The following is a 21,288-nucleotide window of genomic DNA, read 5'->3' on the forward strand; positions in this document are numbered from 1 at the left end:
GCACTTCGATGTGTGTGCGGGTCACCGGGAATCTGTGAAGAGGCGCTCCAATCGGGGTGGGACAGCACCTCCCAACAGGGATCGAACATCGCGTTGCAGGACCGGCAGTTCGCTGTGCCGGGACGCGATTGTGTGCGGTGCGAGTGCCAGTCGACCCAGCTCGCCATCCAGTTGGCGGCTCCAGTAGTGCGTCGCGAACTGCGCCGGCATTGTCTGAAAGATGATTCGCAACGCGGCCGGGGTGATCGAGACGCCGCGGCTGCGCAGCGCGGTGAAACCCTCACGGACGGCCAGCACAAGTCCACGGACAGCATGGCTGTCCGACGCGAGAGCATGGGAATCACCCGAAACGGCCGCAAGTGCCGATTCGAACGCCGAGATGAAGATCGCGTGGGTTGCCAGCCACGCATCCATGTCTTTCGGCATCGCGACGGGGAACCCTGCGGACTTCAATGCTGAAACGACCGTGTCGCTGGCTCGCCCCGGACCGACGATGGTGGGTTGTTGAACTACCTGGACGTAATGCACCGTTCCTTGGTCGTCGAGCCGACCGGCGACGCCAGGGAACGCGGGCACGAACCTGTCCGCGCCAATCGTTTTCAGCAAACGGTCTGTGCCGAGCGGAAGGTTGATCAGGCTGGCGACTGCATCGGCATCCAGGGCCCCCAGAGAACGGAGCGCCGCGTCGACTTGGTCAAGGCGCACGGCGACGAAAACCAGATCAGTGCGCCCCGCTTCTGCCGCGGCCTCGACGACGCGGGGGAACCCCCGAAGGTCTTCAACGCCCCCACGCACCAGGCGGATCCCCTGAGTTCGAATTTCGTCAAGGGCCGCTCCACGGCTGAGTATCGATACGTCGTGCCCGGCTGAGAGCAGTCGAGTCGCGTAAATGCGGCCGATCACGCCAGCTCCGAATATCAGTATCCTCACATCGCCTCCAGGAACGAAACCAGTCGTGCCCGGCACAACGGCTGTGTCGTCTGGCGTCGGAACAGCCCGATCAGCCGAAATGTCGTCACCGCCATTCTCCACCCGTTGCTCCTGCAGCCAGTGTGGAGACGCGGACATGCACCGAGGGCCGCAGGTTACTCCTGCGGCCCTCGAAGTGCTACTGCGGAGAGTGAGACTACTCGGCGACGAAGAAGAGTCGCTTGTTGGCGAACTCTCCGATGCCGATCGGGCCCATCTCGCGGCCGAAGCCGGACTGCTTCACGCCACCGAAGGGCAGCTCAGCAGCCTCTGCGGCAATCGTGTTGACGTGTGCCATGCCGACCTCGAGGCCCGCGGCGACACGGGTCGCACGAGCCACATCGGTCGAGAACACCGAACCGCCGAGACCCAGCGCGCAGTCGTTGGCGAGCTCCAGCGCTTCCTCGTCACTTGACACCTTGTACACGGTCGCAACCGGTCCAAAGATCTCCTGACCGTATGACACCGAGTCGCGCGGCACCCCGGTGAGCACGGCCGGCGAGTAGTGAGCGCTCGGCCCGTCCGAGAGCACGCCACCCGCTACGAGGGTTGCACCTTCGGAGATGGCCTTCTGCACCTGGGCATGCACGGTCTCGGCAGCCGCACGCGACGACATCGGCACGAACTCGCCGTCAGCGAGGTTGAGCTGGTCGCCCGGCACCAAGCCCGTGGCCAGCTTCGTGAGTTCGGCAACGAACTCGTCGTAGATGTCATCCATCACGATGAGGCGCTTGTTCGAGTTGCAGACCTGGCCGACGTTGTAGACGCGGAAGTCCCACGCCTGCTTCGCAACCGCCGCAACATCATCAGAATCAAGCACGACCATCGGGTCGATGCCGCCCAGCTCGAGCACGCACTTCTTCAGGTTCTTTCCGGCTTGCGCGCCGATGATCGCGCCGGCACGCTCGGAGCCGGTCAGCGAGACACCCTGCACACGCGGGTCCGCGATCATCGTCGCAATCTGATCGTGTGACGCGAAGACGTTCTGGTAGCCGCCGACGGGCACGCCCGCCTCCTCCATGATGTCCTGGATCGCGAGGGCGGAGCCCGCGCAGATGTCGGCGTGCTTGAGCAGGATCGTGTTTCCGAGCACCAGGTTCGGTGCCGCGAAACGTGCGACCTGGTAGTACGGGAAGTTCCACGGCATCACGCCGAGCAGGGTGCCCACCGGGCGGTGCTCGATGTACGCCTTGCCGGAGACCGTGCTTGGGATCTCGTAGTCGGTGATCAGGCTCGGGCCGTGCACGGCGTAATAGTCGATGATCGACGCTGCGAATTCGACCTCGTCGATCGACTCGGCGATCGACTTACCCATTTCAACTGCAATGAGACGTGCGAGCTCATCCTTGCGCTCCACGAAAAGCTCGGCCACCCGCTTCACGACAGCGGCGCGCTCCTGCACGCTCCGCTCCCGCCACTCTCGGTACACGGCATTGGCGCTCGCAAGCGCCTCTTCGATCTGCGCATCGGTCGCGGCCTCGAACGTCTCGAGAACCTCGCCCGTGGCAGGATTCTGCACCCGGTACTTGGACATTTATATCTTTCCTCCAGATAGGCAATAACGACTCAGCCAAGCTCAGGCGACGACCACGACACTGTGTCCGGTGCTCTGTCGCTCTGTGCGGCTGTAGTCGCTGGGCGGAACGAGGCGTCGAGGTTGGCGTGGAAGCCCCCTGCTCGATAACCGTTCCTTCGTACATTCTCGGGTCTTTTGGCGCTCAGCGCGACACGACGGGCGGGAAGCAGGCAAACGCCGCTCACTCTGACGGATTTACCCTGTCGGTCTGAACAGATTGACCGGGAGTTGTCGTTCGACGGCCTGCACCGCGACCACGCCGTCGTTCGGTGTTGCGATGGAGGCGTCGGGATGCGGCAGCGGGTTGTAGTACCAGGCCGGCTTATCGGGTGCTCCTGATTTCGAGGCGCTGACGCGGGCCTCACCGCTTTTCGCCCCGATGTGATGCAGGAGCACGAGGCCTGGGCCGAAACTGGCTGCCGACACGGTGCGGTTCGCTCGGAACTCCTCGACGGTCTTCTGATTCCACTGCTGATACTGTGGGAACCTCCCGGGCAGCCATAATCTGCGCGCCGTCATCGTTCGTGCTCTGGTGAACAACCCGAGAGTGATCTTTGCGCATGAGCCGACGCGAAGCCTGGATTACGCGACGGGCGCGGTAGTCGAAGGCATCCTCTTTGCTGTGAATAAGGAGAAAGGCAGTCGAAGGCAGCCGAAACGGCACCGACCCTGGATGCTGGGCCGAAGAAGTTCGAGTCGACCGAAGCGAAAGCACGCGACGGGTTTGGGCTCCCGGACGCGCGACCGCTGCGCTCACCCAGCCGGATCTCGACACAATCGCAGCGCCCCCGGGATCAAGGGAATCGAGCCGCTTCTGATGGTCTCGCTTGACTACAGCGAGTTCGACGTCCCTGCAACCACGTGCTGATCATCAACGTACCCGGAGCGACAGTTTCGATCGGCGTGACGAACTACGAGGGTGCTCCCAGCACCGTGCGGACCTCTGTTGCAGGCATTCAGAATGAAACGTTGCTGGGCAGCAGCGCCGGGCTGAAACAGCACCTGACCTCGGAGATAAATCAGGTATAGAACGAGGGAATGCCGGCTTCGGTCGTTGTGGGCTACTCGGTGGCAACCGCACAGTTCGATTCGAGTTTGACCGCTGAGCAAGTCCAAGCGTTGCAGACCACGCTCTTGGACAAGCGCTACAGTGCGCTGACCGTGGCGGGTCAGCTCGGGACATTCAAAAGCGTCTTCAAACGAATCATCGGAGTGCTCAACGCTTTCGCCGTCGGCGTCGGCACATTCATCAGCAATGTGCTGGACCATACCGGTTTGTCTGGTTTGTCTGGTTTGCCCGGCTCGCACATAATGCAGTTCGCACCGGCATCCATTGCAATCATCGTCGTCGTGGTGATGCTCCTCATCATTTTTGCCGGAACTTCGCCCGCGCTGCGCGCCAAAATGTGTGCGGTCGCCCAAGTCGCCATTGAAACCACGGCAATGGCTCGGTGCTCGAGCACGGCTGCGAGTAGGTGACTGTCGAGATGATTTGTGAAGCCAGCATGGTGTCACCGCGCACCTTCTCCAACTGTTTCGACTCAAAGGAAGGAGTCATTCTCGGGACCACTTACCCGAAGTCGAGTAAGGAGGATCTGGAGCATCTCCGCTTCGACACCGAATGCACAGAGCAATTTTGTTTCACTCATGGCTAGCACACTGGCCAGTCACGAGCCCGACCGAGCGCTGGGTTAGGCCTCGAGGCGGGCGAGAGTGGGAGCGAGCGCGTGCGACTTCGACGCACGCGACGCGGCGACCCCAAAGGATGCCTCCCCGAATACAGCGACAATGAGGAAGGCGACGATGATCGACCAGGGCACGCCAGCCGCGGCTAGCAATCCCATCGTGAGCGGGCCGATCGCGGCGAAGGTGTAGCCAACGCCCTGGCTGAACGCCGAGAACGCAGATGTCTGGGCGACGCTCGGTGCGGTGAAGATGATGAGGCCGATCGAGATTCCGAACGCGGCGCTTTGTGCGATGCCGAGCAGGCACACCATGATCGGGGCGAGTGTCGTCGGGCCGAACGCGACGCCCATCAGGCCGACGCTCGACACGATCGACAAGCCGACGATGAGGGGGGTGCGGAGCCTTGGCTTCGAGGCGAGCATGGGTGCGAGCAGGGAGGCGGGAAGGCCTGCGACGCTCATCAGCGCGAGCAACAATCCGGCCTCGGCCGGAGCAAGCCCGCGGTCGGTGTAGACGGTCGGTAGCCACGACGTCAGCGAGAAGTAGATCAGGGCCTGGCAGCCGAAGAACCCGGTAACGGCCCAGAGGCCCGGCGCTTGCCTAATCGGGACGGCGGTCACACCCGCGGCGTGCGTGCCGGCCGGGGATGCAGCGCGCAGGCGTGGCAACAGAATCGCGCCGATCAAGGCTGCGGCGAAGAGGGGCACACCCCACGCGATGAGTGAGGGGGGCGCCTGATCGCCGATCGCGTGAAAGAAGGGGACCGTGAGCGCAGCGCCGGCAGCGGCGCTGATGCCGAACGCTGTGGTGTAGATGCCGGTCCAAAATCCCGCGCGCCGGTCGAGAAAATGTCGGATCAGCTGGGGAGTGAGTATCCCGAGCAGTGCGATCGAAGCGCCGACGACGACGGTGCCGACAAAGAGCAGAGGGGTGCTCAGTGGCCGCAGAAGTCCCGCGGCGGCGAGCGAGATGAGGAGAACGAGCAGCGCACGCTCGAGCCCGACCTTGCGCACGAGTAGCGGCGCAAGAGGTGAGGTGAGGCCAAACAATAAGACCGGGGTGGCGCTGAGCACGGCGAGCCCTGTCGCATTAATGCTGTAGCTGGCCCCGAGGGGAATTAGAAGGGGGGAAATGGAGGTGATCGGAAAGCGCACGCACAGTCCGATGACGACCACCATCACGCCGGCGGCGATCAGGGCTCCCGGGCGGCTACTCCTGCCCATTGAGCAGAGATTGTGCTTGCTGGTCGAGAAGGCCGAGCGCGGCGGCGACAGCCTGGTCGGGTTGCTGGGCGGCGACGGCTCGGTAAAGCGCATTGTGCAAGTCGGCCCGGTCGGGGTCGGCGTTGCGACTGAGGCACGAATTATCAGCGACCGAGGTGCGAAGCGATGCGTCGAAGCTGGCATAAAGGTCGGCGAGCAAGCTGTTGCCCGACGCCTTCGCAACGCCCACATGGAAGGCGATATCGTGGGTGATGAACTGCTCACTGTCACCGCTGCGGATCGCGAGCTGGCGACTCTCGAGGTGCTCCTGCAGGGCGTCGATGTCGGCGTCACTGCGGTGCACGGCGGCAAGTTGGGCGGCAAGCGCGTCGAGCGCGCGGCGCACCTGGATGACCTCATGGCTGTCCGCGGTTCCGATGGCGCGGCGCAGTGCCACCTGCGTGGCGTCGTCGGCAACGACATACGTTCCGTCGCCCTGGCGGGTCTCGAGCAGGCCGAGCTGCACGAGGGCGCGGACGGACTCCCGCACTGAGGGGCGGCTCACCCCGAGCCTTTCGATCAGTTCGTATTCGCTGGGGATTCGGTCACCGACTGCCCAGACTCCCGAGCTGATCTCAGCCCGGATCTGTTCGACCACATCGTCGACCAGGGACCTGCGGCGAACTGGTTGCATGGAAACCTCGTTTGAATTCGGAATGCCTATGTGATTATCATATGTCATATGACCCGACATTCGGGTTTGCCTGCGAAAGAGAGCCACACCGTCGTGACTACGCCAGTATCTGGTCCGTCCCTTGCCGCACCCGCGCTCGTCGACGCGCACATCCACCCCGACAAAACCACGTGGGGAACACCGTGGCAGTCGCGGAAGCCCGCGCAGACGCTGGCTGAGCTCATCCAAAATGACCGCGACGCCGAGTTCGACACGAGCACCGAAGAGCGCGCGCACGCTCTGCTTTCAAACGCCGTGGCGAATGGCACGCTCGCGATGCGTGCCCACGTCGACGTCGCGAGCCACATTGGTGTCGACAACGTCGTCGCCGTGCGTGCGGCAGCTGACAGACTCGCGCCGTTCCTTACGGTGCAGATCGTCGCCTTCCCGCAGTTTGGTCTGCTTACCAACTCGGGCACGCTCGAGATGATGCGGGAGTCGCTCAACGTCGGCGCAGATCTCGTGGGCGGCATAGATCCTGCGGGCGTCGACGGGGATGTCGAGGGTCATTTGGATGCGGTGTTCGGGCTTGCGGGGGAGGCCGGCCGCGATGTCGACATCCACCTGCACGACGGGGGAGACGTCGGCCTGATGCAGATCCGTGAGATCGCCCGCCGCACCGTGGGCCTCGGTATGCAGGGGCGGGTGACAATCGGCCACGCCTTCGCGGCCTGCGACACGAGCCTGCCGCGGCTACGTGAGACGCTCGACCGCGTCGCTGAGGCCGGCGTCTGGCTGACCACGTGCGCGCTCGGCCCCGACCCGGTGCCCGACCTCGACCTATTCGAACAGCACGGCGTGCGCCTGGCGCTCGGCTCCGACGGGGTACGTGATTCGTGGAGCCCGTTCGGCACCGGCAGCATGGTCGACCGTGCCCACCTGCTCGGTTACCGCACCGGCGCTCTCACCGACGCCGATCTCGAACGCTGCTACCGGCTCGCCTCGACCGCGGGTGGCGAACTGCTGGGCGTGCCCGATCTGGCGAGGTGGGCTGGCCCGGGTTTCGACACGCGCCTCGAGTTCGAGGCGAACTCGATCGCGCAGCTCGTCGTCGATCGGCCCGCGCCCCGTCGGGTGATCCGGCGCGGAGTCAACTACACCGGATAGACCCGGCCGCACGTTCTTCACCCCTCACTCGCACCGCATCTCATCTGAAACGAAGGAGTTTCCATGACTCGACGACCTCTCGCCCTGCTGGGAGTCGCCGCATCGGCGGCCCTGGTGCTGACTGCGTGCACCGGCGGCGGCAACGCCAACGACGCCGGTACCGGCAAGCTCAACGTTGACCTCAGTAACCTCTCCTCCACCACGGTGCCCGGCACGGCCGCGGTCGACGAGATCACCTGGAATCTGCCCTACGAGCCCCTGTCGCTCGACCCGCAGCATTCCTTCAACTACGCCGAGAACACGGTCATCGCAAACCTGTGCGACAGCCTGCTGCGGATGAATCCCGACCTGTCGACCGGGCCGGGACTCGCCGCGAGCGTCGCGCAGCCTGACGACACGACTTATGTCTACACACTGCAGGACGGCGTGACGTTCTGGAACGGCACACCACTCACCCCCGCCGACGTCGTTTACTCGCTGACCCGCCAGGCTGGCGCCGGGGCCTCGTCGTACTACTCCGAATACTTCACCTATCTGGAGTCGGCCGAGGTGACCGGAGCAAACGAGGTCACCGTGCACCTGAGTCAACCCGACGCACTCTTCGAGCAGGGCATGTCGAGTGCCGCTGGCGCGATTGTTCAGCAGGCCGCCGCCGAGGCCGCCGGGGAGAGCTTCGGAACACCGACCGCGAGCGTGCAATGCACGGGCCCGTTCAAACTCGACCAGTGGAATGCCGGCAAGTCGATCGTGCTGACGAAGAACGCCGGCTACTGGGATGAGACGCTCATGCCGAAGGTTGAGAAGCTCACTTTCACGGCAATCGCGGATGAGTCCACCGCCGTCAACGCGCTGCGGTCAGGCGATGTCGATGGCCAGTTCTTCTACCTGCCCCCGGCCGGCCTCTCGCAGCTCGAAAGCAGTGACACCGTGACGACCACCTATGGCAAATCGTTTGTGTTCTGGACCCTAGCCTCGGCTGCGACCGAGGGTCTATTTGCCAATCCCGACGTGCGCAATGCACTGCTTGCCTCGATTGACCGCACCGCGGTCGCCGACGTCGTATTCCAGGGCGCTGCGCTTCCCGCATCGACCCTGGCCGGCCCCGACTACTGGGACACCCAAGCTGACATCTTTGAGCCCGCGTGGCAGGAGTTCAGTACAGATCCAGATCCCGCCGCAAGCGCGAAGTTACTCGCCGATGCCGGTGACCTGAGCCAGACAATCACCATCGCGATCCAGGGCAGCTCTGCCGTGCACGAGCAGACCGCTAACCTGCTGCAGGCGGCAGGCGCGGCCATCGGTCTGAAGATTGAGACCAAGGTTATCCCGGTTGAGCAGTACGGCAACCTCTACTTCGACCCGGCCGCGCGGAAGGGCGTGGACGCCTTCTTCACCACCTGGTACGGCAACATGGCCGATCCTCTCGATGTCTACAACGTCTTTGCGACCGGCGGAGCCAGCAACTTCGACGGTTACGATGCCGTGAGTGCCGAGATCGAGACGGCACGGCAGACGATTGACCCGGCGGAGCGCGCACAGCTCACCGTGGAAATCCAGAAACAGGTCACGAATGATTTGCCCTGGATGCCGCTGAACTACCTGCCGACGATCCTCGTGCAGAACGACCGGATCTCGGGCGCTACGGCGTCGGTGGCCTACCTGTCTTATCCCTGGGCCGCCACCATCGGCGGCGTCGAGTAACCCATGTCCCTGTCGTCCTACATCCTGCGACGCGCGGGCGGATTAGCGCTTGTGCTCCTGGTCACGTCCTTCGTTGTGTTCGGGCTGCTCTACCTCGCTCCGGGAAGTCCGCTGGCATTCGTGCTCGGGCCCCGGGGCGGGACCCCCGAGCAGATCGCAGCGGTCACCGCGCAGTACCACCTGGATGATCCCCTCTTCGTGCGCTATTTCAGTTGGTTGGGTGACATCGTTCGCGGTGACCTGGGTAACTCGATCGTCTACCGCCAGGGTGTCTCCGACCTGATCGTGAGCCGCCTCGGCACCACGGCAGCCCTCGTCGGGCTGTCGACGCTCATGATCGCCGTCATCGGCATTGGCCTGGGCCTGATTGCAGCGCTGAAGGGTGGCTGGGCTGATCAGATTGTCAACGTGGTCGCGACTCTCGGCCTGTCGACGCCGGTGTTTGTGGTCGGTATCGCGCTGATCAGCGTCTTCTCAGTTGGTCTGGGCTGGTTTCCGACGAACGGAAGCGGTAGTGGAGGCTTAGATACTCTCCACCATCTTCTCCTGCCGGCGGTTGCGCTCGCCGTTGCGAGCGCCGCGTACCTGGCCCGGATCACACGCGCCTCGGTGTTGGAGGAGACCGGTCGGGAGCACGTGCAGACCGCCGTCGCGCGCGGGTTGAGCGGGAGCGTCACCGTGCGTCGCCATGTCCTGCGCAATGCGCTGATTCCGATCACCACCGTCATGGGGCTCACTGTCGCGACGCTCATTGCAGGCGCCGTCGTGATCGAGAACGTGTTCGCGCTCGACGGGTTGGGCTCGCTTCTGGTGCGTGCGATTATGCAGCGTGATTTTGCGGTCGTGCAGGCCGTGATCCTGGTGCTCGTGATTGCCTTTGTCGTTGTCAACGCCATCGTCGACTTCCTCTATACGCTCATCGATCCGCGGATCTCACTGGGGAGCAAACAATGACCATACCCACGACCATGCGAATTGCGCTCGCGAAACCGGCGCCGGCCGCTCCCACCTGGCCGAGCATGCTCTCCCGTCGGCTGGGTGGATCCGGCATGGTGTCCGCAGTGGTGCTGTCCCTGATCGCCCTCGCCGCTCTGTTGGCGCCGTGGATTGCGCCCTACCCGCCGAACCAACCCGACTTGTCAGCATCCCTGACGGGGCCGAGCGCGACGCACCTGCTTGGAGCCGACGCGCTGGGCCGAGACATTCTCTCGCGTGCGATGTGGGGCGCACGAGTCACGCTGGCCGGGCCCACTTTGGTCATCCTCATCGCGACAGTGTTCGGGACTGCGCTCGCGCTCGTTGCAGCCTGGCACGGCGGCAAGATCGACATGATGATCTCCTGGGTGCTCGACGTGCTCTTCTCCGTCCCCGGTATCGTTTTTGGCCTCATCGCCGTCGCGATTTTCGGCCCGAACCTCACCACCGTCGTGGTCGGTCTCTCGATCGGCTTCGTGCCCTACGTCGCCCGCGTCGTGCGTGGAGCGGCGCTTCGCGAGCGGCAGATGCCTTATGTGCAGGCGGCCTGGCTGCAGGGCCAGTCGGGCATCTCCATCACGGCCAAGCAGATCCTGCCGAACGTGCAGCCGATCATTGTGGCCCAGGCCGTCTCATCGCTCGGCTTCGCCGTGATCGACCTCGCCGCAGTGTCATTCCTCGGGCTCGGCGTGCAGCCGCCGACGGCCGACCTCGGCCTGATGGTGAAGAGCGGCTTCGACTCACTGTTGCGAGGCCAGCCCACTGAGGCAATCGTCGCAAGCGCCGGAATCGTGCTCATTGTGTGGTGCATCACGGCGATCGGCGACAAGCTCGCATCCAACGTAAGGACTGTGTGATGACCAAACCGATCCTGCGCATCGACGATCTGCGGGCGACCCTCGTCACCCGGGACCGGACGCTCCCTCTCTTGAACGGCATCTCACTTGAATTGCAGCCTGGGGAGGCCCTCGGTCTCGTGGGCGAGTCCGGATCCGGCAAGTCGCTCACCACCCGCGCGATCATGCGCATGCTCGAGACGAACTTTCGGGTGAGCGGCGATGTGCAGTTCGCTGGTGAGTCCGTGTACAAGATGTCGCGCTCGCGGCTGCGCGAGTACCGGTCGGCGGATGTCGGCATGATCTTTCAAGACCCTCGGGCTCACGTGAACCCGGTGCACACGGTCGGCGACTTCCTGACGGAGGCACTCGTGCGCAACCGCGGCCTGCCCCGCGACGAGGTCGAGAAACGCGCAGTCGCGTTGCTCGACGAAGTCGGTGTGCGCCACCCCGAACGGCGGCTCACCCAGTACCCTCACGAGCTCTCGGGCGGACTGTTGCAACGGGTACTCATCGCGAGTGTGCTGCTCGCCGAACCCCGGCTCATCCTCGCGGACGAACCGACCACTGCGCTCGACGTCACGGCGCAGTCCGATGTGATGGCCATTCTTGAAGAGCAGCGTCAGGCGCGCGGCCTCTCTCTGCTGTTCATCACGCACAACCTCGAGTTGGCCCAGGCCTGCTGTGACCGACTAGCCGTGATGTACGCGGGTGAGATCGTAGAGCAGGGCGCGCATGTCTACGCCGCGCCGACCCACCCTTACACGAAGGAACTGATGGGCGCGCGACCGAGCATCGACATCCGCGCCGACCGGCTCCCCGAGCTGAACTATTCCATCGAGATGCACCAAGCGCTGAAAGCTGAGGCCGCACTGTGACCCACGAAGCCATCATCACCGCGCGCGGACTGCGTAAGGAATTTCCCAGCGCCGGCCGTAGCCCGGTCGTCGCGGTGGATGACGTCTCGTTTGAGCTCTTCCCGAACGAGTGCCTGGCGATCGTGGGTGAGTCCGGATCCGGCAAAACGACCGTTGCGCGCATGCTCGTGGGCCTCGAATCCGTCAGCGGCGGCACGATCACCGTGCACGGCAACTCGCGCACCCAGGGGGTACACAAGCTCTCGGATCGGCGCCGCTGGGCTCGCGAGGTGCAATACGTGTTTCAGGATCCCTACTCCTCACTCAATGGGCGCCAGCGGATCGGTGACGTGATCTCCTCGAATGTGCGTCTACATGCCGCACCCTCTCAGACGCCCCGCCAGATCCAGATGGAGGCGCATGAAATTCTGGAGAGTGTCGGACTCGACTCCAAATTCTTTCAGCGCTTCCCGCGTGAACTCTCGGGCGGGCAGCGTCAGCGGGTCGCTATCGCGCGCGCGCTCGCGGCGAAGCCTGAGGTCATCGTGCTCGATGAGGCGGTTGCCGCGCTCGATGTGTCAATTCAGGCTCAGATTCTGAACCTGCTCAGTGACATCCGCGCCGCGCAGAAGGTGAGCTACCTGTTTATCTCTCACGACCTCGCTGTGGTGAATCAGATCTCCGACCGCATGATCGTGATGGAGCAGGGTCGGGTCGTCGACTCCGGCGCTACCGCCGAGTTGCTGGCAAACCCTCAGCACGGGTACACAAGAGCCTTGCGCGCAGCGGTTCCCGGCCCGGGCTGGAAGCCGGTGCGCCGAGACAAGCTCAGCGCATGACTCAGCTGATCCGGGCGGCGTACGCGCTCGCCCACGACGGGCGCCAGATCGTCATGCTGCGCGATGTCGCGGTCGCCGTCGAGGGTCCCATTGTCGTAGCGGTTGCGGCCGGCAACGGCGGCCGGGTGCTGCTCGACGAGTCGCCCGACGCCGAGATCATCGACCTCGGCAACAGCCTGCTGATGCCCGGGCTGATTGACCTTGATGCGCTCGGTGACATCGACCACTTGAACCTCGACTCGTGGTGGACGCCAGATCACGAGGCCCGACTGAACTGGTCGAGCGCGTACGCGGCCGGTGGCGCCCGCGAGGTGCTCACCGCGGACGAGCGGAGCGTACTCCGGCGATACTCGCTCGTGCAACTCATCCTGCACGGCATCACTTCGGCGATGCCGATCGCCACCGAGGTGCACGGCGCCTGGGCCGAGACTCACGACGACCTGCTCGACGTTGCCCGGACCGCGAGCGAACTGGGTTTGCGCACCTTCCTCGGGCCGTCCTATCGCAGCGCGGTACACACGACCGGGTCCGACGGTTCCGCCGAGATGCACGAGGATGAGGCGCGCGGTTGGGACGGTTTTCGCGAGGCCGTGCGTTTTCTGGACACCGCTGCCGCACTGCAGGATCCCCTCGTCTCCGGGATACTGGCCCCCTGCAGGGTCGAGACCGTGGCAGAGGATGTTTTGCGGGCGACCGCGAAGGAGAGCGCGCGGCGCGGTGTTCTCGTACGGGCGCACGCGACCCAGGAGCTCTCGGAGCGGGCGATCATCAGGGAGAAGCACGATGCTACCCCGCTTGAGCTTCTCGAGCGGGTGGGCCTGCTGAATGAACGCCTCGTGCTCGCGCATGGGGTCTACCTTGATGTGCACCCCGACGTCCTGGGGCGTGATACGGGTGAGATCGCGCGGCTTGCTGCCGCGGGCGTTTCGATCGTTCACTGCCCACTGACGAACGCTCGATACGCATTCCTGCTTGAACGGATCTCGCAATACCTCGACCAGGGCGTGAACATTGCGCTCGGCACCGACTCGTTCCCGCCTGACCTGATCCGCGCGATTGACACCGGGGTGCAGACTGCCAAAGCACAGCATCGCGACCTCAGCATGGGTTACCTCGCCCAATACGTCGAGGCCGCCACGATGGGTGGCGCGAAGGCGCTGCACCGCGCCGATCTCGGGCGCATCGCCCACGGGGCGACCGCTGACCTTGTCGCGTTCTCTCTCGACGACTTCCGTGGGGGAGTGATCGACGACCCGATGCGCACGCTCGTGCTCTCCGGCACCGCGCGCGACGCCCACTTCAGCATGATCAACGGCCGGGTTGTCATGCGCGACGGTGTCATTCCCGGGGTCGATCTCCCGTCGCTGGCGGCGGCGGGGCAGCGCATCTTCGACAAGCTACGCGCCGCGTATGCCGAACGCGACGCGTTGGGCGGTAGGGAGACCGACCTCTTCCCGCCGCTTTTTCCTCCGGGGGAGCAATGATCTGATCGGGGAGCACATCCGATTGGCGACATCGGCCACGTCCAGCCGAGAGAGCCTCTCGCCCTGAAGGGGCGCGGGTGTGCTGCATCTCGCGGGAAGGCGACCTGGACGGATGATTCGGCGACGATGACGACAGTACTGCGCTCGGGCCACTGTGCGGCGCAGGGCATCCTCGGCCACGAGCTTTCGTTTTGGTGGGTTGCGTAGCGCTCTCTGACTGAGGCTCACCCTTCTTTGGTGGCCGAAGAGGGCATTCCTCGGGTCTCATTCAGCGTGTACTGAGCCATCATCCCTTGGTCTTCGTGCCAGAGCAGATGGCAGTGATACATGTAAGGCGTCGTCGGGTCGACATGATCGCCGAACGGAATGACCAGCTCGGCTGTGCTCTTCGGGGGAATGAACACTGTGTCCTTCCATCCGGGGATGGTGACGGTTGAGGCGGAACCGGTCAGTGCATGCACCGTGAATTGGGTTCCGTGAATGTGGAAGTTGTGAGCGCGTGTCGACGCGTTCGTGACGATCCAGCGTTCGGTGGTCTGGGCGGTGACGCGGGTGTCGATGCGGTTCATCTCCATCGTCTGCCCGTTGATCGTCACGTCGCCCAGCACGAAGTTTCGCCGAACGGATGCGCTGTCCGGCAGCGGCAGCGGGTCGGACGGAAGCGAGCGGGGAAGCGATCGCTGGCCGCCCAGCACTGCGGCGCCGGTGATGCGAAGGAGGTCGACTGTGTCGTGGGCTCCGGAGACGATGTTGTCGCGATTGCTCATGCCGAGCTCGTGCGGCACTGATCGCACAACGATCTCTGCGCCCTGTCGCACCTCCACGAGGATTTCGGCTCGCTCGGCGGGGGAGAGGAGCAGATTTGTGAGCGTCACCGGTGCGGAAAGCAGACCGCCGTCCGTGGCGACGAGATGGAAGGGCTCGCCGGTCGACAGCGTCAGGTTGTAGCAGCGGGCGGCCGACGCGTTGAGGATGCGGAAACGGACGAGGTTCGTGGAAGCATGGAACTGCGGCCGGTGGGTGCCGTTGACGATCGCGGTGTTGCCAATCCGGCCGATCGGTGACCCGGTCGGAGTTCCCGGCTTCCCACCGCCAGGCTGAATTGTGACGTCTTGGATGATCAGCGGGATGTCGTCCACTCCGTAGTTCGAGGGCAACCCTGGGGTCGGCTCCGCGGGGTCGATGAGGAAAAGTCCGGCCATGCCTCGACTGATCTGTAACTCCGTCTGCCCATGCGGGTGAGGGTGGTACCAGAGGGTCGCGGGCGGTTGATTGATCTGCCACGCGGCCGTCCAGGTGTTTCCGGGCCTGATGGTCTGGTGGGGGGTGCCGTCCTGGCGTGCCGGAAGGATCATGCCGTGCCAGTGTGCGGTGGTGGGCATGTCCAGTTCGTTGGTGACGTGGACGCGCACTCGTTCTCCGCGGACGGCCCGGATGGTGGGGGCAAGATAGGCGCCGTTGAATCCCAGTGTTGCGAACGCGACAGCGGGCACGAGTTCCGTTTCACCGGACTGCGCGCTGAGGCGGAAGACCCGTTCGCCGTCGATGAGCTCCGAGCCCAGCTCCGGGGGGATGCGTAGAGGAGTGTCAAACGAGAAGCCGTCCTCCACCGATCGCCCCTCGGTGATCCAATAGCCACCCGCGCCCAAAGTGACGATCCCACCCACCCCGAGCAGCAGCGTCCGTCGGCTGAGGCGAATCGGCGGCGGACCATCCGCTGGCGGCGTGGGGGTGCTGTCGGCATCGTTTCTCATGCGGTTGCGTCGCCGACCCGGGGCACGGAGGAACGGGCAGTGTGGGAACGGGCAATGTGTGAGCGGGCGTGGGCAATCGCGGGGTCGAGCTCGGCGAAGAGATGGTTGGGGTGGCGGAGCGAGCCGATTACGCCGAGTCGGTCGAGCAGCTGCAGATGCTCGGGGCGGATGCCCTTGATGAGCACCGTGACGCCCCGGCGTTCCAAGGCGGTGACGAGTTCGGCGAGGGTGTGTGCGCCGGTCGCGTCAACGAGCTGCAGCTGGGAGAGCCGCACGATCACCACCTCGATTCCACGGTGGCTGCTGATGCGGTCGAGGAGACGTTCGGCCGCGCCGAAAAACAGGGAGCCGTCGATGCGGAACAGGGCGATCCGCTCATCGCCGACCGCCGGATCGCCGGGCAACTCCTCCCGCCGCACACCGCTGGCGGTGCTCAAGGCGCGCAGGGCAAAGAACGCGGCCACCCCAATGCCGATGCCGACGGCGATGATGAGGTCGAAGCTCACCGTGATGAGTGCCGTGACGACGAACACGATGGCATCCGACCGTGTCGACCGCAGCACCTGTTTGATCATCGTCGGAGAGATCATTCGCGCCGCGGTCACTATCAGCACGCCACTGAGTGCCGCGAGTGGAATCACCGCGACGACATTCGCGGCCAGGTAGACGACCGCCAGGAGGGCCAGTGAATGCACGATCGCGGAGGCGCGGGTTCGGGCGCCGGAGCGCACGTTGACCGCGGTGCGGGCGATGGCGCCGGTGGCGGGCATGCCGCCGAAGAATCCGGAGGCGATGGAGGCGAGGCCCTGGCCGACGAGCTCTCGATCGGGGTTGTAGGGTCCGGTGTCGGCCATCGACGCGGCGACCCGGGCCGAGAGCAGCGATTCAATGGCGGCCAGAGCTGCCACCGCGAATGCGGGGCCGACCAGGCTGGCCAGGCTGCCCATCTCGACCACCGGGAAGGCGGGGAGCGGGAGCGAATGGGGGAGGGCTCCAATCGTGGCCAGTGGGAGGGCGAAGACGAGCGAGGCAAGTGTGACCACCACGATCGCGATGAACGACGCCGGAAGACGACCGCTGACCCGCCCGAGCGACAGCATCACGACGGCCACAGCCACAACGGCGGCTATCGGGAGAAGCGCGGCCGGCCAGTCCGCGGCGGCAACGGACTCGATGGCGGCGACCGCGGAATTCGTGCTGCGGCCGGTGGCGCTTGCGCCGACTGCGGCAGGAATCTGCTGCAGAAAGATGATCACACCGATGCCGACCGTGAACCCCTCGATCACCGGCCACGGGAGGTAACTCACGGTTCGGCCCAGGCGCAGGAGGCCACCGAGCAGCACGATGACGCCCGCTAAAACGCTGACCACCACGACGGCTCCGACACCATGGCTGACCACGATCGGGGCGAGCACCACGACCATCGCGCCCGTCGGCCCCGACACCTGCACGTTCGAGCCGCCGAACACTGCCGCGACCAGGCCCGCGACGATCGCGGTGATGAGGCCCGCTGCCGCTCCGGCGCCGGAACTCACGCCGAATGCGAGGGCCAGCGGTAAAGCGACGATGCCGACTGTGATGCCCGCAAGGAGGTCGCTGCGCCAGCTCGTGCGGAGTACTCGGTAGTCCGCGCGGCCGGGCAGCAACGACCGCACCGACGTCCACGTGCGACTCATTCGGCGCTCACACTCGGTGCGGCGGTCAGTGCGGGAAGGGCCTCGACCGCGGTGAGTTGTGTCTGCGCGGAGTTGAGAACCTCGGTCAGCAACTGTCGAGCGACCCGGAGCAGCTCCGCTACCTGCGGGAATGCCAGCCTGTAGTACACAACGCTCGCGCGCCGTTCGGACACGACCAAGCCATACCGGCGCAGCACAGCGAGATGCTGCGACAAATGCGAGGCCTCAAGGCCGGTCTGAGAGATCATGTCCGACACCGAAGCCTCATCAGCACCGGTGAGGATTTCAAGCAGCCGAATTCGATACGGATGCGCGAGACCCTTGAAGAGATTTGCCTTGATCTCGTAGAGCGGGCGTTGCGCGTCGACGCCCCTCATTGGAGTCGTCCGTGGGACGTGGAGAGCCGGGCCAGCCGGAAATGCTGACTTGATAAATCCGTCATATCAATATGATACTCGTGCAGTCTCGGGATCTCGACGGTCACGGTCACGGTCACGGTCCGTTGGTCGAGCTGTCCCGTTGGTCGAGCGTGTTGAGACCCTGCTCCATCCCGTTGGTCGAGCGTGTCGAGGCCCTGCTCCATCCGTTGGTCGAGCGTGTCGAGACCCTGCTCCATCCCGTTGGTCGAGCGTGTCGAGACCCTGCTCCATCCCGTTGGTCGAGCGTGTCGAGACCCTGCAACCGGTTGCTAGCCTGATCCCATGGAGATTTTTGACACCGTCGTCATCGGAGCGGGCGTTTCTGGGCTGACTGCGGCTCGGCTGCTCGCGCAGTCCGGCCAGAGTGTCGTCGTACTCGAGGCCCGTGACCGTATCGGTGGCCGCACCGTCACCGCGCGTTCGGACGGATTCATCGCCGACCGCGGGGCCTCATGGATTCACGGGATTGACGGCAACCCGTTGACCGAGGTGGTGGCCGCGTTCGGGATGCCCACTGTGGAATTTACGGTGGGCAGTTACCAGCCCGATGGGCGTCCCATCGCGTATTACGGACCGACCGGGCGCCGTCTGAGCGACGAGGACGTTGCCCGTTTCGCCGACGACATCCGTGACTTCGACCGGCACCTCGCCGTCTCGATCGCCGCAGCCGAACTCGGTAGTTCCTACGAGGATGCCATCACCGTCACACTGGCCACGCTCGGCTGGGATGCCGACCGCGCCGAGCGCGTGCGGGAGTTCGTGCGACACCGCTCCGAAGAGCAATACGGCGTCGAGGCCAGGCTTCTGGATGCGCATGGCCTCGATGACGACACCGTGGAGGGGGACGAGGTTATCTTCCCCGACGGCTTCGACCGGCTCGCGGAACATTTGGCCATGGGGCTCGACGTGAGACTCGAGCATGTGGTCACGCGCGTTGCATGGTCAGGTGACGGAGTCACCGTCGGGTGTGGGCAGGGGGAGTTCACGGCGAACCGAGTGGTGGTCACGGTTCCGATCGGCGTCGTGCAGTCGGGTGACCTGAGTTTTGATCCCGCGTTGCCCGAGTGGCTGGCCGGCGCCATCGACGGTTTCGAGATGAACAACTTCGAAAAGGTATTCCTGCGTTTTCCGACCCGGTTTTGGGACACGGATGTCTACGCGATTCGTCAGCAGGGCGAAGCCGGCACGTGGTGGCACTCCTGGTACGACCTGACCGACCTGCACGGAGTGCCGACCCTGCTCACCTTTGCAGCGGGACCGAGCGCCATCGAAACGCGTGGGTGGGACGACGCCCGGATCGCAGAGTCCGTGCTGCAGGCCTTGCGCGGGCTCTACGGGGAGCGAGTCGAGCGCCCCGACCGTGTGCTGATCACGGACTGGCAGAATGACCCGTATTCCCGCGGGTCGTACGCGTACATGAAGCCCGGATCGAGCCCCGAAGACCACGACCTGTTGGCCACTCCGGTCGACGGTGTGCTGCACTTTGCCGGTGAGGCGACGTGGACGGAGGATCCCGCGACGGTCACGGCCGCGCTGCGCTCAGGGCACCGCGCGGCTCAGAATATCCTCGGCCGGGAGCTGTCGTTCGCCGGGTTGCCGGATACGCTCCCCACCAAGCTGACCGCGAGCTGACCGCGAGCTGACCGCGAGCTGACGTGGGCCGAAGGGTTGGCGATCCCGAGGGATGACCAGTAGCCGCGTGTGCGTCGTGCTCTACTCCACCAGTTTGCCCACCGTCGAGACCTCCGTGATCAGTGCTGCGATCTCATCGGGCACGGGAGGGATCGCTTCTCGCGTCACACCCGACGAGGGTGACCAGACGAGGTTCACCTGCAGTGACGGATCCATGTTCGGGTAATCGCTGCGGTTGTGGCATCCGCGGGTCTCGCGGCGTTCCACGGCGGCCTCGAGGGTGGCCCGGGCCGCCAGCGCCGAGGCCTTCAGGTCGAAGGCGTGCGCGAGGTCTTGGTATCCCGCGATGTCGGGGTGGATTCCCACCTGGCCCATGCGCTGCTCGATGTCGTCGAGTGCGGCCAGGCCGGCCGTCAAGCCCGCCTCGTCGCGCACCACACCGGCATGCTCGGTCATCAGGGTGCGGATGGCTCGCTGCAGCGCGCGTACATTCTCGGGGCCGTCGGCGACGAGCAGATCATCGATTTCGGCTCGAGCCTGGGCGAGTGCCGCGGCCGAGCGAGGTTGGGACTCCAACGAAGCGGAATAGGTCGCGGCGGCGCGCGCCACGATCCGGCCGAAGACCAGCAGCTCGATGAGCGAGTTACCACCCAGGCGGTTGGCACCGTGCAGTCCGCTGGATGCCTCGCCGATGGCGTAGAGCCCGTTCACATCCGTGCTGTGGTCCTCGGGGCGCACCCAGACGCCACCCATCGAGTAGTGCGCGGTCGGCGCGATCTCGATCGGCTCCTGGGTGATGTCGAGCATCTGCAGTTCCATCATCGTTTGGTAGACGCGGGGGAGGCGATTCATGATGACCTCGCGCGGCAGGTGCGACACGTCGAGCCAGACGCCGCCGTTTTCGGTGCCGCGGCCCTCCTTGATCTCGGTGTACGCCGCGAGCGCCACGCGGTCGCGGGTGGAGAGCTCCATACGCACCGGGTCGTAGCTCTTCATGAACCGTTCGCCGAGCGCGTTTCGCAGGATGCCGCCCTCACCCCGGGCGGCCTCAGAGATCAGGGTTCCGGCGACGTTTTCGGGTTCGATGATTCCGGACGGGTGGAATTGTACGAGCTCAGGGTCCCGCAGGCGGGCACCCGCATCCACGGCCAGGCGGAACGAATCCCCGGTGTTCTCGTCGCGCCGCGATGACGTGCGCCGCCAGATGCGGGTGTGTCCCCCCGCCGCCAGGATGACGGCATCCGCATGAATGAGAGTGCGCGTGCCGGTGTTGAGATCGAAGCCGTAGGCGCCGTACACCTGATTGTCGCGCACAAGAAGGCGCGTGATGTAGACCTCGTCGAGAATAGGAACGTTCAGCTGTGCGGCCCGATTTACGAGTGTGCGCTGGATCTCCAGGCCGGTGTAGTCGCCGGCGAATGCGGTGCGGCGAAAGGTATGGGCGCCGAAGAACCGCTGCGAGATGCGCCCGTCCTCTTCTCGCGCGAACGCCATGCCGTACCGTTCCAGATCGCGGATGCCCTGCTCGGCACCGCGCGCGACGATCTCAACGGTGCGCGGGTTCGCGAGATTGTAGCTTTCGGTGATGGTGTCGGCCGCGTGCTGCTGCCAGGAGTCTTCTGCATCCATCGTGCCAAGCGCGGCATTGATGCCGCCGGCGGCGAGCGAGGTGTGCGCATCGTTGCGTGGGCGTTTGCCGACGGCCAGAACGTCGACGCCCATTTCGGCCAGTTCGATCGCCGCTCGCAGGCCAGATCCGCCGGTTCCAATGACGAGTACAGTCGTGGAAATCTGCTTTTCGTTTCGTGGTGCAGTAGTCATGACGTCAACGCTAAGAATCGC

General features: G+C 64.9%; 18 protein-coding genes. 9 read left to right on the forward strand and 9 right to left on the reverse strand.

Annotated features, from left to right (window positions below; genetic code table 11):
- Window positions 1–21: 21 nt before the first annotated feature.
- The 3 genes from HNR05_RS02040 to HNR05_RS02050 all read right to left on the reverse strand — a co-directional run bounded on the left by HNR05_RS02040 (window position 22) and on the right by HNR05_RS02050 (window position 3,064).
- Window positions 22–1,068, reverse strand: a complete 1,047-nt coding sequence (locus HNR05_RS02040; protein WP_179577506.1) for a ketopantoate reductase family protein — start codon at window positions 1,066–1,068, stop codon at window positions 22–24.
- A gap of 58 nt (window positions 1,069–1,126) precedes the next feature.
- Entirely contained in the window at window positions 1,127–2,503 is a 1,377-nt protein-coding gene (locus HNR05_RS02045; RefSeq protein ID WP_179577507.1) for an NAD-dependent succinate-semialdehyde dehydrogenase, read from the reverse strand.
- Window positions 2,504–2,740: 237 nt separating this feature from the next.
- The gene (locus HNR05_RS02050; protein WP_179577508.1) at window positions 2,741–3,064 is read right to left on the reverse strand and encodes a PNPOx family protein; all 324 of its coding nucleotides are present in this window, start codon (window positions 3,062–3,064) and stop codon (window positions 2,741–2,743) included.
- A gap of 519 nt (window positions 3,065–3,583) precedes the next feature.
- Between HNR05_RS02050 and HNR05_RS02055 the strand changes: the two genes are divergently transcribed.
- Complete coding sequence (locus HNR05_RS02055) at window positions 3,584–4,024, forward strand: hypothetical protein (RefSeq protein ID WP_179577509.1); 441 nt, start codon at window positions 3,584–3,586, stop codon at window positions 4,022–4,024.
- 212 nt (window positions 4,025–4,236) lie between these two features.
- Here HNR05_RS02055 and HNR05_RS02060 read toward each other — a convergent pair whose 3' ends face one another.
- Both HNR05_RS02060 and HNR05_RS02065 read right to left on the reverse strand, forming a co-directional pair.
- Window positions 4,237–5,454: an MFS transporter gene (locus tag HNR05_RS02060; protein ID WP_179577510.1), complete on the reverse strand. Its 1,218-nt coding sequence runs from the start codon at window positions 5,452–5,454 to the stop codon at window positions 4,237–4,239.
- Complete coding sequence (locus HNR05_RS02065; protein WP_179577511.1) at window positions 5,441–6,127, reverse strand: FadR/GntR family transcriptional regulator; 687 nt, start codon at window positions 6,125–6,127, stop codon at window positions 5,441–5,443. The genes HNR05_RS02060 and HNR05_RS02065 overlap by 14 nt, the downstream gene beginning before the upstream one ends.
- A gap of 93 nt (window positions 6,128–6,220) precedes the next feature.
- On the opposite strand from HNR05_RS02065, the gene HNR05_RS02070 reads away from it, so the two are divergent.
- From HNR05_RS02070 to HNR05_RS02100, 7 genes are all read left to right on the forward strand, one after another.
- Window positions 6,221–7,273 carry an amidohydrolase family protein gene (locus tag HNR05_RS02070; protein ID WP_343062423.1) on the forward strand — a complete coding sequence of 351 codons (1,053 nt, stop codon included), beginning with the start codon at window positions 6,221–6,223 and terminating at the stop codon, window positions 7,271–7,273.
- A 63-nt stretch (window positions 7,274–7,336) separates the two neighbouring features.
- Window positions 7,337–8,974, forward strand: a complete 1,638-nt coding sequence (locus tag HNR05_RS02075) for an ABC transporter substrate-binding protein (RefSeq protein WP_179577513.1) — start codon at window positions 7,337–7,339, stop codon at window positions 8,972–8,974.
- A gap of 3 nt (window positions 8,975–8,977) precedes the next feature.
- Window positions 8,978–9,928: an ABC transporter permease gene (locus HNR05_RS02080; RefSeq protein WP_179577514.1), complete on the forward strand. Its 951-nt coding sequence runs from the start codon at window positions 8,978–8,980 to the stop codon at window positions 9,926–9,928.
- Window positions 9,925–10,806, forward strand: a complete 882-nt coding sequence (locus tag HNR05_RS02085; protein WP_218868787.1) for an ABC transporter permease — start codon at window positions 9,925–9,927, stop codon at window positions 10,804–10,806. The genes HNR05_RS02080 and HNR05_RS02085 overlap by 4 nt, the downstream gene beginning before the upstream one ends.
- Window positions 10,806–11,663 carry an ABC transporter ATP-binding protein gene (locus HNR05_RS02090; protein WP_179577515.1) on the forward strand — a complete coding sequence of 286 codons (858 nt, stop codon included), beginning with the start codon at window positions 10,806–10,808 and terminating at the stop codon, window positions 11,661–11,663. Before HNR05_RS02085 ends, HNR05_RS02090 begins: the two co-directional genes overlap by 1 nt.
- Window positions 11,660–12,481: an ATP-binding cassette domain-containing protein gene (locus HNR05_RS02095; RefSeq protein WP_179577516.1), complete on the forward strand. Its 822-nt coding sequence runs from the start codon at window positions 11,660–11,662 to the stop codon at window positions 12,479–12,481. Before HNR05_RS02090 ends, HNR05_RS02095 begins: the two co-directional genes overlap by 4 nt.
- Window positions 12,478–13,965 (forward strand): chlorohydrolase family protein, encoded by a 1,488-nt coding sequence (locus HNR05_RS02100; protein WP_179577517.1) that lies wholly within the window; start codon window positions 12,478–12,480, stop codon window positions 13,963–13,965. Before HNR05_RS02095 ends, HNR05_RS02100 begins: the two co-directional genes overlap by 4 nt.
- 224 nt (window positions 13,966–14,189) lie before the next feature.
- On the opposite strand, the gene HNR05_RS02105 is transcribed toward HNR05_RS02100, so the two are convergent.
- The 3 genes from HNR05_RS02105 to HNR05_RS02115 are packed head-to-tail and all read right to left on the reverse strand — an operon-like array spanning window position 14,190 to window position 17,772.
- Window positions 14,190–15,719, reverse strand: a complete 1,530-nt coding sequence (locus tag HNR05_RS02105) for a multicopper oxidase family protein (RefSeq protein WP_179577518.1) — start codon at window positions 15,717–15,719, stop codon at window positions 14,190–14,192.
- A complete protein-coding gene (locus HNR05_RS02110; protein ID WP_179577519.1) occupies window positions 15,716–17,395 on the reverse strand; it encodes a SulP family inorganic anion transporter in 1,680 nt (559 codons plus the stop codon). Before HNR05_RS02110 ends, HNR05_RS02105 begins: the two co-directional genes overlap by 4 nt.
- Window positions 17,392–17,772 carry an ArsR/SmtB family transcription factor gene (locus HNR05_RS02115; RefSeq protein ID WP_179577520.1) on the reverse strand — a complete coding sequence of 127 codons (381 nt, stop codon included), beginning with the start codon at window positions 17,770–17,772 and terminating at the stop codon, window positions 17,392–17,394. The genes HNR05_RS02110 and HNR05_RS02115 overlap by 4 nt, the downstream gene beginning before the upstream one ends.
- Window positions 17,773–18,096: 324 nt before the next feature.
- Between HNR05_RS02115 and HNR05_RS02120 the strand changes: the two genes are divergently transcribed.
- Window positions 18,097–19,446: a flavin monoamine oxidase family protein gene (locus HNR05_RS02120; protein WP_179577521.1), complete on the forward strand. Its 1,350-nt coding sequence runs from the start codon at window positions 18,097–18,099 to the stop codon at window positions 19,444–19,446.
- Window positions 19,447–19,527: 81 nt separating this feature from the next.
- Here the strand turns inward: HNR05_RS02120 and HNR05_RS02125 are convergent, their stop codons facing one another.
- Entirely contained in the window at window positions 19,528–21,267 is a 1,740-nt protein-coding gene (locus tag HNR05_RS02125) for an L-aspartate oxidase (protein WP_179577522.1), read from the reverse strand.
- Between the last annotated feature and the right edge of the window lie 21 nt (window positions 21,268–21,288).

The organism is Leifsonia psychrotolerans, assembly GCF_013410665.1.
GTDB lineage: Bacteria > Actinomycetota > Actinomycetes > Actinomycetales > Microbacteriaceae > Cryobacterium > Cryobacterium psychrotolerans_A.

Bases quoted from the DNA above. Each gene is read 5' to 3' on its own strand.
- HNR05_RS02040 (WP_179577506.1), bottom strand. From the start codon at position 1,068: ATGTCCGCGTCTCCACACTGGCTGCAGGAGCAACGGGTGGAGAATGGC.
- HNR05_RS02045 (WP_179577507.1), bottom strand. From the start codon at position 2,503: ATGTCCAAGTACCGGGTGCAGAATCCTGCCACGGGCGAGGTTCTCGAG.
- HNR05_RS02050 (WP_179577508.1), bottom strand. From the start codon at position 3,064: ATGACGGCGCGCAGATTATGGCTGCCCGGGAGGTTCCCACAGTATCAG.
- HNR05_RS02055 (WP_179577509.1), top strand. From the start codon at position 3,584: ATGCCGGCTTCGGTCGTTGTGGGCTACTCGGTGGCAACCGCACAGTTC.
- HNR05_RS02060 (WP_179577510.1), bottom strand. From the start codon at position 5,454: ATGGGCAGGAGTAGCCGCCCGGGAGCCCTGATCGCCGCCGGCGTGATG.
- HNR05_RS02065 (WP_179577511.1), bottom strand. From the start codon at position 6,127: ATGCAACCAGTTCGCCGCAGGTCCCTGGTCGACGATGTGGTCGAACAG.
- HNR05_RS02075 (WP_179577513.1), top strand. From the start codon at position 7,337: ATGACTCGACGACCTCTCGCCCTGCTGGGAGTCGCCGCATCGGCGGCC.
- HNR05_RS02080 (WP_179577514.1), top strand. From the start codon at position 8,978: ATGTCCCTGTCGTCCTACATCCTGCGACGCGCGGGCGGATTAGCGCTT.
- HNR05_RS02085 (WP_218868787.1), top strand. From the start codon at position 9,925: ATGACCATACCCACGACCATGCGAATTGCGCTCGCGAAACCGGCGCCG.
- HNR05_RS02090 (WP_179577515.1), top strand. From the start codon at position 10,806: ATGACCAAACCGATCCTGCGCATCGACGATCTGCGGGCGACCCTCGTC.
- HNR05_RS02100 (WP_179577517.1), top strand. From the start codon at position 12,478: ATGACTCAGCTGATCCGGGCGGCGTACGCGCTCGCCCACGACGGGCGC.
- HNR05_RS02105 (WP_179577518.1), bottom strand. From the start codon at position 15,719: ATGAGAAACGATGCCGACAGCACCCCCACGCCGCCAGCGGATGGTCCG.
- HNR05_RS02110 (WP_179577519.1), bottom strand. From the start codon at position 17,395: ATGAGTCGCACGTGGACGTCGGTGCGGTCGTTGCTGCCCGGCCGCGCG.
- HNR05_RS02115 (WP_179577520.1), bottom strand. From the start codon at position 17,772: ATGAGGGGCGTCGACGCGCAACGCCCGCTCTACGAGATCAAGGCAAAT.
- HNR05_RS02120 (WP_179577521.1), top strand. From the start codon at position 18,097: ATGGAGATTTTTGACACCGTCGTCATCGGAGCGGGCGTTTCTGGGCTG.
- HNR05_RS02125 (WP_179577522.1), bottom strand. From the start codon at position 21,267: ATGACTACTGCACCACGAAACGAAAAGCAGATTTCCACGACTGTACTC.